Origin of the sequence: Vulcanisaeta souniana JCM 11219 (assembly GCF_026000775.1) — an archaeon.
Taxonomy (GTDB): Archaea; Thermoproteota; Thermoprotei; order Thermoproteales; family Thermocladiaceae; genus Vulcanisaeta; species Vulcanisaeta souniana.
Map to the genome: position 1 here is coordinate 344,003 of NZ_AP026830.1, position 16,718 is coordinate 360,720.

The 16,718-nt window shown below is 45.1% G+C and carries 18 protein-coding genes; 4 read left to right on the plus strand and 14 right to left on the minus strand.

Annotated elements, in window-relative coordinates; all coding sequences use genetic code 11:
• Window positions 1–265 precede the first annotated feature (265 nt).
• Entirely contained in the window at window positions 266–529 is a 264-nt protein-coding gene (locus tag Vsou_RS01785; protein ID WP_188604005.1) for a hypothetical protein, read from the plus strand.
• A 430-nt stretch (window positions 530–959) separates the two neighbouring features.
• On the opposite strand, the gene Vsou_RS01790 is transcribed toward Vsou_RS01785, so the two are convergent.
• From Vsou_RS01790 to pheT, 10 genes are all read right to left on the minus strand, one after another.
• Window positions 960–2,084, minus strand: a complete 1,125-nt coding sequence (locus Vsou_RS01790) for a hypothetical protein (RefSeq protein ID WP_188604004.1) — start codon at window positions 2,082–2,084, stop codon at window positions 960–962.
• Window positions 2,081–3,364 (minus strand): hypothetical protein, encoded by a 1,284-nt coding sequence (locus Vsou_RS01795; RefSeq protein ID WP_188604003.1) that lies wholly within the window; start codon window positions 3,362–3,364, stop codon window positions 2,081–2,083. Before Vsou_RS01795 ends, Vsou_RS01790 begins: the two co-directional genes overlap by 4 nt.
• Entirely contained in the window at window positions 3,361–4,137 is a 777-nt protein-coding gene (locus Vsou_RS01800; RefSeq protein WP_188604002.1) for a hypothetical protein, read from the minus strand. Before Vsou_RS01800 ends, Vsou_RS01795 begins: the two co-directional genes overlap by 4 nt.
• Window positions 4,138–4,142: 5 nt before the next feature.
• Window positions 4,143–4,718, minus strand: coding sequence for a hypothetical protein (locus Vsou_RS01805; RefSeq protein ID WP_188604001.1), 576 nt, complete (start codon window positions 4,716–4,718; stop codon window positions 4,143–4,145).
• Window positions 4,715–6,052 carry a DUF58 domain-containing protein gene (locus tag Vsou_RS01810; RefSeq protein ID WP_188604000.1) on the minus strand — a complete coding sequence of 446 codons (1,338 nt, stop codon included), beginning with the start codon at window positions 6,050–6,052 and terminating at the stop codon, window positions 4,715–4,717. The genes Vsou_RS01805 and Vsou_RS01810 overlap by 4 nt, the downstream gene beginning before the upstream one ends.
• Window positions 6,053–6,057: 5 nt before the next feature.
• Window positions 6,058–6,999 (minus strand): AAA family ATPase, encoded by a 942-nt coding sequence (locus Vsou_RS01815; RefSeq protein ID WP_264890752.1) that lies wholly within the window; start codon window positions 6,997–6,999, stop codon window positions 6,058–6,060.
• Between the two features lie 599 nt (window positions 7,000–7,598).
• Window positions 7,599–8,132, minus strand: coding sequence for a hypothetical protein (locus tag Vsou_RS01820; RefSeq protein WP_054844112.1), 534 nt, complete (start codon window positions 8,130–8,132; stop codon window positions 7,599–7,601).
• Window positions 8,125–8,751, minus strand: coding sequence for a DUF429 domain-containing protein (locus tag Vsou_RS01825; protein ID WP_229709934.1), 627 nt, complete (start codon window positions 8,749–8,751; stop codon window positions 8,125–8,127). Before Vsou_RS01825 ends, Vsou_RS01820 begins: the two co-directional genes overlap by 8 nt.
• Before the next feature lie 330 nt (window positions 8,752–9,081).
• Entirely contained in the window at window positions 9,082–9,930 is an 849-nt protein-coding gene (locus tag Vsou_RS01830) for a D-aminoacyl-tRNA deacylase (protein WP_229709933.1), read from the minus strand.
• 20 nt (window positions 9,931–9,950) lie between these two features.
• Window positions 9,951–11,612: a phenylalanine--tRNA ligase subunit beta gene (pheT, locus tag Vsou_RS01835; protein WP_188603998.1), complete on the minus strand. Its 1,662-nt coding sequence runs from the start codon at window positions 11,610–11,612 to the stop codon at window positions 9,951–9,953.
• A 54-nt stretch (window positions 11,613–11,666) separates the two neighbouring features.
• On the opposite strand from pheT, the gene Vsou_RS01840 reads away from it, so the two are divergent.
• Window positions 11,667–12,263 carry a YbhB/YbcL family Raf kinase inhibitor-like protein gene (locus Vsou_RS01840; protein WP_188603997.1) on the plus strand — a complete coding sequence of 199 codons (597 nt, stop codon included), beginning with the start codon at window positions 11,667–11,669 and terminating at the stop codon, window positions 12,261–12,263.
• Here the strand turns inward: Vsou_RS01840 and Vsou_RS01845 are convergent.
• Entirely contained in the window at window positions 12,260–12,907 is a 648-nt protein-coding gene (locus Vsou_RS01845) for a hypothetical protein (RefSeq protein WP_054844111.1), read from the minus strand. The two genes, Vsou_RS01840 and Vsou_RS01845, sit on opposite strands and share 4 nt — an antisense overlap.
• 139 nt (window positions 12,908–13,046) lie before the next feature.
• Here Vsou_RS01845 and Vsou_RS01850 point away from each other — a divergent pair, with 139 nt between their 5' ends.
• Complete coding sequence (locus Vsou_RS01850; RefSeq protein WP_054844110.1) at window positions 13,047–13,787, plus strand: phosphoribosyltransferase family protein; 741 nt, start codon at window positions 13,047–13,049, stop codon at window positions 13,785–13,787.
• A gap of 78 nt (window positions 13,788–13,865) precedes the next feature.
• Window positions 13,866–15,266 carry a glycosyltransferase family 2 protein gene (locus tag Vsou_RS01855; protein ID WP_229709932.1) on the plus strand — a complete coding sequence of 467 codons (1,401 nt, stop codon included), beginning with the start codon at window positions 13,866–13,868 and terminating at the stop codon, window positions 15,264–15,266.
• A gap of 2 nt (window positions 15,267–15,268) precedes the next feature.
• Here Vsou_RS01855 and udg read toward each other — a convergent pair whose 3' ends face one another.
• Genes udg through Vsou_RS01870 form a run of 3 tightly spaced genes read right to left on the minus strand, consistent with a single transcriptional unit; the run spans window position 15,269 to window position 16,600 of the window.
• Window positions 15,269–15,919: a type-4 uracil-DNA glycosylase gene (gene udg, locus Vsou_RS01860; RefSeq protein WP_373286828.1), complete on the minus strand. Its 651-nt coding sequence runs from the start codon at window positions 15,917–15,919 to the stop codon at window positions 15,269–15,271.
• Complete coding sequence (locus tag Vsou_RS01865; RefSeq protein ID WP_264890753.1) at window positions 15,916–16,176, minus strand: hypothetical protein; 261 nt, start codon at window positions 16,174–16,176, stop codon at window positions 15,916–15,918. The genes udg and Vsou_RS01865 overlap by 4 nt, the downstream gene beginning before the upstream one ends.
• A complete protein-coding gene (locus tag Vsou_RS01870) occupies window positions 16,145–16,600 on the minus strand; it encodes a 30S ribosomal protein S6e (RefSeq protein ID WP_188603996.1) in 456 nt (151 codons plus the stop codon). Before Vsou_RS01870 ends, Vsou_RS01865 begins: the two co-directional genes overlap by 32 nt.
• Window positions 16,601–16,718: the final 118 nt, after the last annotated feature.

Genomic DNA, 16,718 nt, shown 5'->3' on the forward strand with positions numbered 1-16,718 from the left:
GGATCAATAGGGGATCTCCACTATCTAACGATAGATAACAGGTTAATTATAAGCCATGCAATACCGAAGTACAATATCAGTATCAATACATACCGAGTCAAAAATACACGATGATATATCACCCTATTGCTTAAATTAATAATAATATCCTAAACGAACGTATTATGGATAGATACCTACCTGTTACCCATAAATACTTAACGGAACTATGACGTCAACATTTTACTCGTTAATTAAAAATCCTGCTAGTTTCAATACCCAAACAATGGTATCTGAGGAAACATCAAAGTTAGAGCTGGGCCTGAAATGCCCCATGTGTGGTTCTAACCTCCAGCTTATTGAGAATTCCACATACGTGGTCCTCGGATGTCCGCATTGCAAGGTATATACCAGGATGACGAAGAAGCATATTTACAGGAGCTATATTAACTATGAGGGTAAGTATGTCCACCTAAAATGGACTGAGTTAATAAAGGAATTGTACATAAGGATCAGTGGTCGTTCACATCAAGAATCAAGTACAACCTAGTGTTGTTTGTTTATGCCTTTCAAATGATCTAAACTGCTTATGTAGTATTGTGGGATTTGAGCAATCAATTAATTGACTGCTTTTTCTGGGAACCCTTGACCATCCTAGTCCCTTTACTTCCTCTTTGTTTAAGCTTAGCTTGTTTCTTGGTGATGCCTTGGTTTCCTGCTTATCTAGGTCCTGCTCACGATATACCTTAGTCGTGTTGTTTTGACTTGATACCGAAGCTTGTGGCTGGGTCTCAGGTGATTGCGACTGACGAATTAGACCTGAAGTGGTAGATTATTGTGAGTTATAATGATGCAGATTGGTGATTCTGCTGATGTTGCTCCTAAAAATTAAAGGATATTACGCTGGGCATCATGGCATCAAACACCCTCTTCCTAACCAACCCATTGGTTGAGTACATTGCCCTTTAACTTCTCTTTGTCTATATTTTTGCGACTTTGCACGTGGTTATTAACTTCATTAACTCCGTAACCAGTTGCTTCCTTGCTTCAGCATCCTTCATTGCAATTCCCTCAACATTGCGTCTCTCCCAGGGCCAGATGCCCGTGTAATGGGGTGGTTCATAGTCAATGAGTCCCCTTAATGCGGTACTCACCTCAGTGAAGTCTATGTCGCAGTGGGCTAGGGCGTAGGCTGCGTAGGCTATTAACTCCTCCTTTCTCCCACGCCTTATGAACTCGTTAATTGCGTTGACCAATACATCATCCTCACTTGAAGCAAGCAGTGGCGATTCCCTAACGTGCTGCTCATAAATCCTCTCCGCAATTTTCTCAGCAACCCTCGAGAACGCGCTATATAGCCTATAACCAATGACCACCACAATAATTGCCAGGAGGATTAGTGATACCATGGTTAGGTAGCCGCTGTATGGCTTTAATTGCGGTATTTGTGCGAACATAGATATAAATCCCACAACGAAGAGTAGTGCCACAATGGGTTTCGCAATCCTTGGTAAGTCACTAACCAGGGGTCTCAGTGCTGGGTGTAGACTCATTAACATGACGATGCCCATCAATGCCGAGCCAATTGAGGCATAAAGGAATGGCATACCAAGCGGCGTATAGGCAATGGATCCCATACCAGCAACCCCGTAAAGCACAACCGCAGCGCCCAGGTAGGTTAGTGATGACTTAACGGGTTCGCCAAAACCCCTACCGTAATTAATGAGCACGGCACCAACAAAGATCACGAATATTGCCGTGAATATTCCCGGGAGTTTATTGAAGTGTATGAGGGGTGGTATCGTTGTCAAAGTACCCTCCAGAAGCAGGTATGCAAATACTGTCGGCGCAATCACGCTAACCAATACACTGCCTAGGACCTTGAATAACGTACCAGTCCTCGTTGATAAAAACCCTCCAGCCAGTCTAATGGCCATGAATATGATGAGCGGTAACAGTAATGCGTTAATTAACCACTTAATCGGTATTGATGCTAATGGAACGTAATTAATTATTGATGGCCCCAGTGTAAGGATTATTAAGAGCACTGCGATTAGAACGCCGATCCTAATCCCATAATGCCTAGCTAACTTGTTCAGGCTCATCCTGGACACCCCATGACCAGCGCATCCCTCAGCCTTGTTAACCCACGTATGAAATCCTCATAAGCCCTCCTATCAACGCCCACATGCCCATACCTAACAGCCTCAAAAATCCTGAGGCTAACCCAGTACTCGCAATTCGTCTCACTCACCAAACCCTTACTGGCCAACTCCATGCAGATCTCCCTGGGCGTCTTATTCTCAATGTCCTCAAGCCCGTGCATAGCCATGTTGGCCCTAAACACGTTCATCACATCCCCATCGTAATCCTCTACTACGAGGATTCTATGAACCTCGGCAACATTACCATTAACCCTAGCCCTAACCTCATGACAACCGGGGTTACGGAATACCAGCGTGTTGTCAATAACCTCACCCTCAGGGTGCAACTCAAGGGATGCGCCGTTACTTACTGTGAAGGGCAGTGGGTCATTAATCCTCCAGGTGAGTGGTAGGTCCTTATCAATGCCAAGGTCGACAAATTTACCACCACCCCAACCCCTGAGAGGCGTTGGCAATCCATTAATGGGTAATTCCATCCTTGGCAAGGCTTGTTGGGGTTTTTCCATGGGCTTTGGCCTTGGCATCTCAGCCTTAACCTTCGGCTTCCTCTCAACCCTCCTCTCACTCTTCTCACTAAGCAACCTAAGTCTCACCAGGGAACTCCTCGCACTTATTATCGTAAATATCAATAGTATAATTATTATGGCTATGAGAACCCACAATAGCCAGGGTAGGACTATCTTAATGACCGTGGTCTTAACGACTTCATTATTCATGGAATTAACACCATGAACGCCACTGGCGACCCCACCGCCACTTCCACCGCCCCCACCGCCTCCGTGATGTTGCATAGTTGTATTGGTTATTGACCAAGAAAATACCGGGGATATTATTGGCATGTTGCTAAATGTGAGTGGTAGGACTGGCTGCGTAATGTGTATTTTTGGTGGTAATGGGCTTATCACTGGTTCATTTATGAAGGGCATGGTTAATGCTATAAACTCTCCAAGACCGTGAAGGCCGAATCCAACGCCTGAAAAACCAAAGCCGCTACCAAATAATCCAATGCCGAAGCCATTAATGCCAAAGCCGGCACCGAATAGCCCAGTACCAAGTCCAATGCCCGGTATTTGTGACTTACTGACACTCACGATATTCACCAGGTTATTTGACTTAGACCCACTGGTCTTGATTATCAACGGCGTTATTGAACTCATGAGAATCCAAGTGATTACAAGCACGATTAACAGGAAGACCGTTGCAGTTGTTCTTGAGTTCATATGGCAACACCCCTCCTGGTTAATACTATAAGTCCGCTGGCAATGGACATTAGTATAAAGCCTATTAGTAACATTCCAATAATTGATAATATTGACCCAATTATTAATATTGCCATAAACGCAATACCAAGGAAATCCCCATCCCTGACGAGAAATATTAACAAAAGGATCCCAACAATGCCAATACCGAGGATCCACAATAACGTGCCCATCGTCATTGGCCATGGAAATGGAAGAGCCATATAAATGGAGGATGAACTTAACGTTAATGCCATTCCCTGATTAACAACCGGGGTAACGTCAGTGGTAAGTAGCAGTATTAAACCAATTAATGCCAACACTGACCCAATTAATGATAGCGATGCGCCGACTAACGTTGCGAGACTAAGGATTGACCTATGGCCTTTCCAGATGGTACGTACACCGAACCACAGCCTTAAACTGGCCAGTAGGGCTAATCCGAAAATTGTGAATAATATTGCGTCGACAATGGCCGAGAGTACGAAGAAGAAAGAAGGTGATATGCCGAATATATTAACTATTTTAGTAAAGGCTGATTGATGGGCCGACGGGTTAACCACCGTTACAAAGAACTCAGCAAAGTCCCTAGCAGCCCTGAGTGGGTCTTCCTGAATAACCTTCGCAGCGTATGGTGAAGCTAGGACCGCATAATTAACTATAAGAGTTACGGCTAAAAGGATTATGGTCCAGGCAATGAACGCCTTTAATAAATCCATAAACCCCAGGTCACTTAACGTTACCTTAGCACTCATGGTCTTCACCCCCTATGGACCCTCGCTATTACCATGGCTATTAGGTAAACTATAATGAATAGTAACAGTGCAATTACTGGAGCTAAACTAATGATCCTTAGTACCTCCATTAACAGGGTTATCACGAAGGATACCCCAAGCAACAGGACGCCAACGCCGATCACTACGGCATTGGTAGTATCCAACTCCCTAAGTCCCTCAGCACCGTAACCCAATTCCCTCATTCTCCTGGCTATCCTACTGCTTGCCTCATAAACGTTGCCTAGGAAGTACGCGTAAATAGATAGGGATATTGACAGGGCAAGCCACCTAAGGGCTGGCTCATTCACAGTACCCAGAGCAACACCCGTTGTGTACGGTATGTAACCCATGGCGAAGGCCAGGAGGGCCATTGATGAGAATGCCGAGAACAAACCAGCCCTGCCCAAGCCCCTACCCCTAACCAGGCCGATGACGCCTATTATCGCCGTTATCCCCATGAAGACGTAGATCAATATGCCTGAGTAATCGGTCATTACCATGAAGACTATGAATGGTGTTAATGGTAGTGATAGGGCCAATGCCGCGGATAGGAGTCTCATGACAACCACCTCACCCTGGGCATTAACCTTGCCACTGCCAAACCCACGTTTTCACAACCTGGGTCCCAGGGCACAACAAGCATGCCCTTGGGTAATGCCTTGTACAGCCTAGCCCTGGTACCTATGCGACCAATGCATGTAGTTATTTCATAATCACCTAGTTTCTCGCCCATGACTATGGACCCGTGGGACACGTCAATCACCAAGGCCCTACCCAACAACCTACACCTGTTTCCTGGCCCTACGCATAGGGACTTCCTGAGGGCGTTGACCACGTCCTTACTGGCCATGTTGGTGATAATAATTAGTATGGGCTTTGTTTCCATGATCACCCTGAGCAGGGCTGGATCGGCAAACTCGTACCTAGGCTCCTCCACATACTCAATCCTAAGTAATGTGCTTAATACCCTGTAGAACTGGGTCTGGCCTGACGACGGCATTACGTAAACGTCACTAGGAGGTATCGTCCACAGGCCCACGTTGTAGCCATACCTAAGCAGTACCTTAGTGAGTGAGAGTACGAGCGATGTACCGAATTCAAGTGGGTTCTCGTGTGGGTAGCCGAGTCTCATCCATGGGCCTAAGTCGATTAGAAACACCACGTTCCTCAAGCCCTCCCTCTCGTAATTATTAACCATTAACTTACCCTCAATGGACCTAGCCGTGGCCTTCCAATTAATGAATTTGAATGGGTCCCCAGGCACGTACTCTCTAATGTCCATGAAATCCGTTGAGTGCGGACCGAGCCTGTTCGGCGTCACCCTGGGCGTCACCGTAGACGGCTTAATCTTGCCAACACCCCTCCTAATGATCCTGTACCTAGGCATAACCACTAACTTAATGTCATCATTGACCTCATCCTCAATGATCCTAAGACCAAAGAGGTGGTGGTATGTGTACCTAATGCGTCCAAAATCGTACACGCCCCTCTTTAATGCCTTAACCTTGAACTTGAACTCCCTCTCCACGTCACTAAACCCCTTGAAGACTATTTGGGCAGCCTTACCATTAACAACATCAAAGCCCTCCTTATACCTCCTTGAGTCGCCGTATGACGCCGGCGGCGTCGCTATTGACACTAGACCAAGCCCACCCTTAACCCTCACCCTAACCCTAGCCTCAACTTCATCCCCAGCGAATACCCTGGTTCTCGGTAAGTCAATGTTCATGGTTATTACGGGCTTCATGTCCGTAATAAGGGCTAAGAATACCATGAGTGCCGAGAAGATAACGGCCATTAACAGTTCCTTAGCTGTGGCTATAATGGCCATTATGGCCACGAATATGGGTATAGCCAGGAGTAGGTAGTAAGACTTCGTTATTTCCCTAACCATACCAATCACTTGGGCACAGATATCTTGCCCAGGTATTCAAGGACTATGTCCCTACCCGTGATCTCGCTCTCTATTGCATACTCGGGCTTTAGCACGATCCTGTGCCCAAGCGTATCCGCAGCCACGGACTTAACGTCATCGGGTATTACGTAATCCCTACCATCAATAACGGCTATGGCCCTGGCAATCCTCAGGAGCGATAATAAACCCCTCGGGCTTGGACCAGCAGCGACCCTTTCATCGTCCCTAATCACCCTGAAGGCAAGTATGTACTTAATGATGTCCTGGTCAACCCTAACCTTACCCTCTATGAACTGCCTAATCGCGAGCAAGTCATTGGTGTTCGTGATAGTATTAGCATAACCCGTTGGGTCATCAGTCATCCACTTAATCCTCCTACTCAATAACTCACCCTCCTCATCCTCACTTGGGTACCCAAGGCTCATCTTAAGCATGAACCTATCCATCTGAGCCTCAGGTAGTGGGTAAGTGCCCTCGTACTCAATCGGGTTCTGCGTCGCAATAACAATGAACGGCTGTGGTAACTTATACGTCTCGCCCTCAATAGTTACCTGGAGCTCCTCCATGGCCTCAAGGAGCGCCGCCTGGGTCTTCGGTGGAGCCCTATTAATCTCGTCGGCCAGTATGAAGTTCGCGAAGACAGGCCCTGTCATTACCACAAACCTGCCCTCACTCGGTCTCCAAACTTTAGTGCCAACTATGTCACTGGGCAGTAGGTCTGGAGTGAATTGTATCCTTGAGAATTGAAGCCCCAGGACCTTTGCCATGAGTTTTGCAAGGAAGGTCTTACCAACGCCAGGCTTATCCTCTAGGAGCACGTGCCCACCAGCCAAGGCCGCAGCCAATATCTTCCTAATCACCTCCTCCTTACCTGAGTAATAACCAAGTATCTCACCAACAATGGCCTTAATCTTACCCCTAATCATATCTATATTTAATGCGGCCATAATTATTTTGAAACAATCTTAATTATTTAAACATTAAGTTCGTATTTTAGAACGCATTACTTAAGTTCTCTTAATCTCTTTCTATCTCATTCTTTTTCATCAGATACCTGGTTGTTTACGTAATATAATTAAACCATGATTACCGAGGACGGGGTCCTCGCGAACGCCGGTAATCCGTACTGGTTGATCTTTGGCTTTCTAGTTAACTATCCTCATCCTCTTTACCTTAGCTCTAAAATCCTTACTCAGTAATGATTATGAGACTGTAAAGGCTATTACTAAGTCCAATGAACTTAACTCACTATCGCGCACCACTCTATCTCCGCTGGTAAACTAGTTCCATGAGTACTCCAAGTTCATTCAACGCCTCTATGCTAACACCAATAGGGCATTGGGGATAGTAAGGCCATTTGTGAAGCTGATCTGTAAGGGCCCCGCCTAAGGCCCACGGGGCCTCGTTTTCTAGGTATTTTACCCTATAGGGTTTCCTTGAATAGTATTACGCCTTAGTTAGGGTAAAATCGTGATGACTACGGAGGCATCATCAACAATAAGGAGGGTTGACATACTCATAAGGATCAGTGGTCGTTCACATCAAGAATCAAGTACAACCTAGTGCCCATTTTCATTAAATACTCAAGGTTCCCATTTAAAACAGAATACGCGTCAGGCATATGGTCCCTTCTTTCCCTAATATACGGGTTATATAAATGGGCATAAACCACTATCCCTCTCCTTACCAGGTTAATTATCCTGTATGCATCAAGGTGAATAACTACTTCCTGAGTGAGTGGGCATTCATCGCTAGTTATGTAATTCATTACCGTAAAGCCAAGCCTACCTAATAACGTAACCAGGTCTAGGGTAGCGCACGGATATATGATCAGCCTGTTGATACCCATTCTCAGTAATGACCTTATTAGGGATGGTCGCCTCAATAACTCATGAACTTGGTCAGGATCTATCATTAGGCCATACATGCGGCAATTAAGTTCCTTAATGCGAGTCCAATCGGTGACCCTGCTAATGCAATCATCACCACAGCAATCAATACCCAATCTCAAGACCCGTATTATGATATCCCTATGCCTATTGATTAATTCATTAAGCATATCCACGCAGTAGCACCTGGATCTCGCAATCGCTACGTGGAATTATCAATGCGCCCTCATCATCACCGTAGCCGGTCAACGCCTCCGTGCATCCATGATCATGAAGTAGGCACGTGAATGCCGAGACCAATGCATCGATCTCATGCACATTACTTACCTGGGGGCCCCTCAGTGACGAGGTTATGATCCTCATGAAACCCTGCCTATCCATCCCAAGTACCTTAAGCGTTGATGTGGGGTGCACCTCAAGCACCTTAATGTTTACTTGCCTTAAATAATTCGCAACCTGGATGCCGTACATTGTCAGCAACCTCATGGAGCCCAGCAGTGGCGGAAGAAGTCTAAGCCCCAGTTTTCTGGCCTTGATTTCAATTAACCTATTAAATCCATGCCTAGGAAGCCCCAGGGGTGCGTCAATACATACAAATGATGGTTTTTGACCTAAAGCAAAACTCACTAACTCCTCCCTTGAGGATAAGGTGTTTACGAAGTACATGGGTTCAACGGTATTCAACACACCGACGCCTGTTCTCCTCCTGCCTGGCAGCGCCAAGTCAATACCAACGTAGATCCCACTCATTTGTTCATAAAAGGGATTTACTTGGTCCCTTGTTGCCATGATTGGGTCCCTCATTGTTGTTAATTAACATGGTTTTAATACCTGCATTGGTTATCAATGGAGGACTTGAATACGTGATTTTTGAATAAATAATAATGCCATGATTTATTATAAACCCGTCAGAATTGATTAGGTAGGTCATGATTAGTACCTGTAGTCTTTAGATTCCTGTGTTAATAAGGATACTAGGTCTTAGTAATTAAAAGTAGGTCGAGAATTTATGGAGACATTATGTTCAACATGTAAATCCCTTCATACTGAGGTATTGAGGGCATTAAAACGCGTTATGTTTACCCTGGGGTTCAAGTTCAGGGGATCGAATGCATGAAACTAGGTCCTTTTGATAATTCTTATACCAAGTCTATTGAGGGCCTCTGTAACTACTTTCCTGGTTTCATTATCGATGGACTTCCAACTTACGTAAGCCTTGGTCGGCTTGTCGATCATCATTTTAACAGCCTTTATTATCATGTCCTCGGTCACCGGCTTAATGTACTTTGGTATTGCGTGCCCTATGTCAGTCTCACCGCTGATTATTCTATTATCCATAGTTAGGTAATGGAGATCCCCAATGGATATTGAGGGTTCACTATTACTCACTAATTTGCCGTCGAGGAACTCATTAACCACATGATAAAGTAGCTCCCAGCCCCTACTCACAGACCAATCGTTTTCGCTACTTCCCTGTTCAACGAAGGTCACCGGCATCGATTCAATGGTTGGCCCATGATGGGTAGCCTCAACATGGCACTCAAAGTTTTCCAATCCATACTCATGCCTTACCCTGCATAATTCCCTGTAGAATGCCGTGATGGTGTGCGGGTTGGCCAGTGATATGGTGTTTGGTTTGCCGCCAAGTTCTGCCGTGCTCCAGTTACCCGTGACGTGTGACGTGAACATGGGCCTTGGGTTTTTCATTGCATGGCGACTGACGAAAATTAACTCCTGCAGTTTCTCGGGAATTCTTTGCAGTAGTTCCTCTAGATCATCCAGGTAAACAATATCCCTATCCAACGCGTAAAACGCTAGGTTACCCCCTAGGTCATAAACCTCGTAACTACCCATGTTTAGTCTATACTTGAGGTTCCCATTTTTGTTGAATATTTCAAAGACACCCCTTGATACTGGGTCAACCTTACTAAATACAATACCATACATACGCGTCTCAACTAAATCCATAGCGCTTCTACCCTTATTAATTATTCCTGCTTCAATAACTCATTAAGTTTAATCTCACTAATAACAACGGGATACTCTAGGTCGAACGATATTATTACGTCTGGTCTTAATTCCATAACAAAGCCAACGTCTTTAGTTCCTACGTATATGCATGCGGTCCTCTCGGGTAGGCCTGATGGTACTTCGCATGGATTAAGTGAGTAATTAATGCCGAGGCTTGTGAACATTGTCCTTAATGTAGAAAGACCATCTGTGAGCGTTATCTCAGGTCCACTGATGAGGTAACTAAGCACTAGGTCCTCCCTAACCCCCACCTCCCTGTCCTGGTCCGGCGTTGCCGTATAACCCACCTCAAAGATCCTGAGGCCGCCCTCAATTAGGGCCTTATTCCTAGCCGCAATCTCCATCAGTTGAGGCCATATGTGGTCCCTAATAACGGTGTAGAGCTCTGACTTGGGGTTATCGACCTCCACAAGCTCCCTTTGGTCCATGGTCCTCCTTATCATGACGTCCCTATTACTCATCATGTAATTGAGAACCTCCTGGAAACCAAGTCCTATCATTAGGTCCCTCACTAGGTCAGTGAACATGCTTAATCCATACCGCGCACCCCTAACAGGCTGGGATGGTAATTCCTTTGGTATTTTGTCATAGCCATAGGCCACTGCGACATCCTCCGCAAGATCCACTGGGTGAAGTACGTTAAACCTGTACGGAGCAACCTTAACCAGCAATTCCTTGTCCTCATCTACAGCATCGTGCCTAGACATAAGTAGGTAATTCATGACATCATCCTTACTAAGGTTGAGACCTAGGTAATCGTTCACGAAGTTTATGGTTAACCTAAACTCAAGGGGGTTCAGTGCTGGGGACTCCGTGGTACCCCATGGAGCTTCCACATTAATTACCTCAACAGTCCTTGAGGAGCTTCTCTCGAGTAGATTGTATGTTAGGACGGCAAGTATTGACTTGGCGAGTTTTAGGTCTGTTGCGGTTACATCGATTAGTACATTCCTCGTCTTCTCCGTGACCTTAAAGTCTTCACTACCAAGCACGGGTATTATCACGAGAACCCTACCCTCAGAATCAACTAGTATTGGTACCTTACCCTCATAAACAGCGTATTTACCGTATAACCTCCCCTTTTCCATCCCCTCAATAACCTCGGCCCCACTCAACTCCCTATCACTCTCCAGGGGCCTATACCTAATGGCATCAAGTTTCTCAAGCCTATACGTGAGAGGTGGCTTAATCTTATCAGCATCGTAGAAACCAATGGCCATCTTCCTCCTATCTCTACCATACGTCGCGTGCAGCTTCTCCTGTAGTTGAATCATCTGCCTAATGGCCTCGTCATTAAGCCTTAGGTCACGTACAATGCCCATCATTATGTACGGTCTATTAGGAACGTCCTCAGCAACCAACCTAAAGCCAGAAGTAATCATGTTGAGCCTAGGGAGACCAACCTCAATCCTCAGCAATCCCCTGAGCGACCTGGCTATGCCCTCGACAGAGAGTAGGTCGGGCCTATCGTGGGTAGTTTCAAACATCACATCATCGCCAGAGACGCCCTCAACCTCGCCCTTAAGCCTATTCAAAAGAGTAATGAGCTCCTCCTCACCACTGAAGTACTTACCCAATAAACCCTCTAGGTCGCTTCGCTTAAATGTAATTATAGGCATTCAGTTTTCGAGACAACAAAACCTATTAAGCATTTTGATCATGATTACTAAGTAATGAGGCCCCATCTAATTATCGTCCTGGTCATAATTATAATAACCATGGCGATGATCATAGGCACCTTGCAATATGCACGGAGAGGGGTTACGAAGGCGATTTCTATAGGCCTTGTGAAGGTTCCATCTAATGCACCAAGGATCATTGTAAAGTCAGTATTCAACAATGGTTCCCAAATACCCATCAATTACACGTGTAATGGATTGGATGTGTCAATACCGTTGTACATAAGTAATGTACCCAACAACACCAAGTCATTAATGGTCATTATGGAGGACCTAGATGCGCCGAATGGTATCTTCGTACATTGGGTCCTCTATGATGTGCCGCCGAATGTTACCGAGATACCGCAGGGAGTATCGGCTCAGTATTACGTGCCTGGTGTTGGGTATCAGGGATTGAATGATTTTGGTAAGGTCGGTTATGGAGGACCATGTCCACCTGCCGGTCCTCCACATGAGTACGTAATCATAGTACTAGCCCTGAATAGGGAAATAGCCCCGAGTGAGGGTGTTAGTGATTTGGATCTAATTAATGCTGTGGGTGTGAATGATATTGTTGGATATGGCGTTTTAACGGGGTATTATGGTGGCTAGGTTAGTCCCACTATGCGTTTGATTTCCTCGAGTTTCTTTCTCAATTCCTCATTCTCCGCCATCAATCTACTATTCTCATTGGCTAATTCATTAATTCTCTTGGTTAATTCCTCCCTCTTCAACTTATTAGTTTCCTCACCGCCGGTTCCTGTAACACCCAACTCTCTACACTTCTCGGCAATCCTATCGCTCCTTACCCAGTAAATAACCCGCGTGCTCTCCCTGTCCCACTTGAGTTCTCCAGTGTCAATGTTAAGTTCAAGTGTTGTTGATATTGCGAAGACATCACCACGTTCAAGCTTGTACCTAGGAACGACCTCATCAAAAAACCAACTCTTCATTGAATCAAATACATTATCCAGTGAATCCTTGAACTCTTGGGAATTCCTAATTCTTCTGAATATTTCATTTGCCTTGTCCTCGGGGAATTTAGATCTTAAACTGCCGCCAATGGCGCCAAAGAGGAGCCTGAAGAAGTCCGGCCTTCCCTCCCTACCGTACTTACCGAATAATTTAGCAGCCGAGGTCTTACCGGTTACCCACCTAATCTTTAGAATATTACCTCTAACTAACTCGGCGGATACGCCTCCCCTCTCTAACTCCTCCTCGCCACCGGCCTCCTCCCTTCTCTCTTCACCACTCATGAATTAAATAAATAACTATTTTTAATAAAAACCTTTCACCGCATGATTATTAGTAATATATTAATTTTATTATGGTTGTAGAGCTAATGAAGTATTTTAGTGATTAACTTTTTAAACAATTGATTAAACAATAAATCAAATGCGGGCAGGTAGAAGGTTAGTTAAGGTTGATGAGCAGTTGGAGGCGGTGGAGTTCATAAACACCGCAAAGTCTATATACGGCTTATCATACAGGGAATTATCGCAAATACTGGGTATACCAGAGAGCCTGCTGTGTAGGTATGCCAATGGTGATTTACTGCCCTCGCTGGATACAGTTAGCGTGATAAAGGATAGACTGAAGTCAATGTTGGATCTCACGGAGGTCCTGAGAAGGAATGTTGTAATGAAGGACGGCTTTGTTGATCTAAATAATGTCCTGTTTAACCCATACATACTAAGACTTTATCAAAGAAGGATTAGGGAGTTCTTCTCTGATTTACCAATTAACAAGGTATTAACAGCGGCAACCGACGGGATACCTCTCTCGGTAATGGCATCCTATGCCCTAAATGCAAGACTCGCCATAGCCAAGCAGTATAAGGACATAGCCACAGAGGATTTTTACGAGGTTGGTTACATAGCCGACTCACCGCCACGTAGAGTCTCCCTATACCTACCAAAGCACCTACTGGAGAAGGGTGACGAGGTCTTGATCGTTGATGACATAGTCAGGACCGGAAGAACGCTAAATGCACTGGTGGAGATGATAAATAATGCAGGCGCCCATCTTGCCGGCGTCTCAGTCCTAATATCAATGAGTAACTCATGGGTTGAAAAAATGAGGGACAGGAATGTACGCATAGACATAATACTGGATCTAGGCAGTATGAGGACCTAAATCATAAGCGGCAATCAAGAGGAACTGACAGCAGACAATGAGGGATAAGTTATTAAGCATCACGTGATCAATGGACCCGTGGTATTCATCAATTATGAAACACTGATTATGATAATATATATGGTAATAACGTTCGTGTCCTTCTACCCGATAACATATCAATTACTAATAATCAAGAGAGGGATTAGGAAGCACGATGAAACACCGAGCACCGAGGGTTTGAATATGGAAAACAGGAGTAGGGTTAGGGTATTCATAGTAGTTCCTGCGAAGTCCGAACCCCTCGACCTAATAGAGTCATCCATGAGTAGGTTATCATCACTAGGTAATGAATTTAACATCACCTATGTACTGGATAATTATGATAATGAGACAATAAGCATCATCAAGGCCCTAGGAAGTAAGTACGGTTTTAAGGTAATACACAGGGAAAAACCGAGGGGGTTCAAGGGTGGCGCACTGAACCACGTGATTAAGAGATTGGGGCTTAACGATGAGGATTACATGCTTGTACTCGACATAGACTCCGTAATTAGCACAGACACACTTAGGGAATTACAGAGGTTTCTTGGCTCAGCAAGTGCAGTGGTGCCTCGTTGGACCACCATTAATAGGAATGATTCATTATTAGCCCGCGGGCAATGGCTCGGCTACCTATTCTTCTTCAGAGTTTTCAAGGCACTTGATAACCTGGTCAATTGGGTCCCAATACTTGGCAGTGGGTCTCTGGTCAGCGTTGGCGCGGTTAGGAGGGTTGGTTATTGGCCTGAGGATGTTCTTGAGGATGTTGAATTAGGCGTTAAGTTCTTCACGGGAAACTTAAGGGTTAAATACAGTGATAATGCCCAGGTGCAGGTAGAGGTCCCTGTTAATTACATGGGTTTCCTCAGACAACAGCTTAGGTGGAGTCTCGGCGTGGGTAGGGTAATTAGGAGGTACTTCTGGCAGGTACTGCGTAGGAGACATGGAAGTACAGTAATGCTTTACCTGGGTCAGTACCTCGCCTACATACTTCAATTAATTTCAATACTAATGCTTGCCATAATCGACATCATAGGCCTAAGAATACCACTATGGGTCTTCGCGTCATTATTAGTACTTGTAGTACCGTCACTGGCACTGTACCTATACAACCTGATTGATCTTGATAGGGAATACGGTGGTGATCCCCGTAGGGACGTATTCGCAATAAACAGTGTTAACCTAGCCTTCATAATGGCGCTACCCAGGATAGCCATTGCAAACCTAATGGGGCTACTCGGTATTGGCAGTATTGAGTGGGTACCAACACCGAAGGGTTCCCGTAAATGGTCCAGGGAAGGCATAAACCTATTACCCGAGTTCCTAATGACGTCAATAGTAATCATAGCATTCATCTTCTCCGTAATACACCTAACGCTATTGAACATGTTAATAACACTACCGTACCTCGCGGGGTACGTAAGGGGACTTTGGAGGGTAATCAACGGTACACTATGAAACTAGATATAATCAAGTATACCGCCTCTCTCACTCTTATTAATTAATGACCTGACCTTCCTCAAGTCATCCTCAATAACCTCCCTTAGCCTCGGATTATAGAGAGCCGCTGCTGGGTGATAGGTCGGGAGAACCTTAGCACTAACATCACCAATTCTGGCGGTAAATACCTTACCTCTAATACTACTTATGTTTGACACGGACTTCTCTGGGTAGCCAGCCATTGTGAGGACCTCCCTGGCGCTATGCCTGCCAAGGCATACAATTACCTGGGGTTTAATCATGAGTATCTGAGTCACGAGATATGGTCTACATGCATCAACCTCATCCTCTTCAGGATCCCTATTATTGGGCGGCCTGCACTTAACAACATTAGTAATGTAAACCTCTTCCCTCATAATACCCACATTACCCAACAACTTAGTTAGCAGTTGACCGGCGGCACCCACAAAGGGCCTACCCTCCTCATCCTCCCTCTCGCCAGGTGCTTCACCTATCAACATGATCCTTGCATTTAATGGGCCCTCACCCGGAACAACCCTCTTCCTTGTACTGTATAATTTACACTTGGTACAATTAAGCATTAAATTCACCAGCTCATCATAATTAGCAACGTTAATCCTGAGTTTAATGATATCCATAAAGCGACTCAATTAAGATCAAAGGCAGGCTGGATTTTAATTTTGCCTTTACAATTATTCAACTTGGTATTTCTCAGGCACATACTTAATTGGCCCAGTAAGGGTTCGCAGTAAATAGGTGGTGCCACGGTGAAGATCACGGTATGGGCCTTGCCGTATACAATTACTATTTGCCTCAATGCGCAGAACATACCTGGTGTTATTGACTGTGCAATTTTATGCCAGAACAAGTGGGAATTATTGCTGTTTTTCCTCGGCCTTTTGTTCACCACCGCTGAGCTTTTGAAGTTCCTTGTCGCCAAGTGGTATTATCGGGCCTTCCTTCCAGTCCTTTGGGTAGATTAGGATTGCGTTTACCTGGACTATTTGGTCACTTATTGTATTACCCCTAACGAGCTTCCTCTTCCTCATGCCGCGCCTCTCAGGGTGATATCCAAGCCCCTCATTCATTAGCAAGTACTTCTTCACGGCGCCCTCTATGTTTGGGAGCATTGGAGCGCCATCAATCCCACTGCCGCCCGTAATCCTTATCTTAAAACCAGGCGGTAGCTCAAGAACCTCCTTTACTGCGCCTCCATCAATCTCATCACCAATCCTTAAACCCACGAACCTCTGAGCAATTGGATCCTTAACCTCCAGTTGCTTAGCCCTTCCGCTCACTGGATCGTTAAGCACTAGCTTAAACGTAGGCATTGACTTGAGCGTAGATAGGGGCTATTAAAATGCTTCTATCGTTATGAATAATCAGTATTTTGATATAAAATGTCATATTTTTGAAATAAAAGTATTTAAAAATAACAGATAGCCTAGA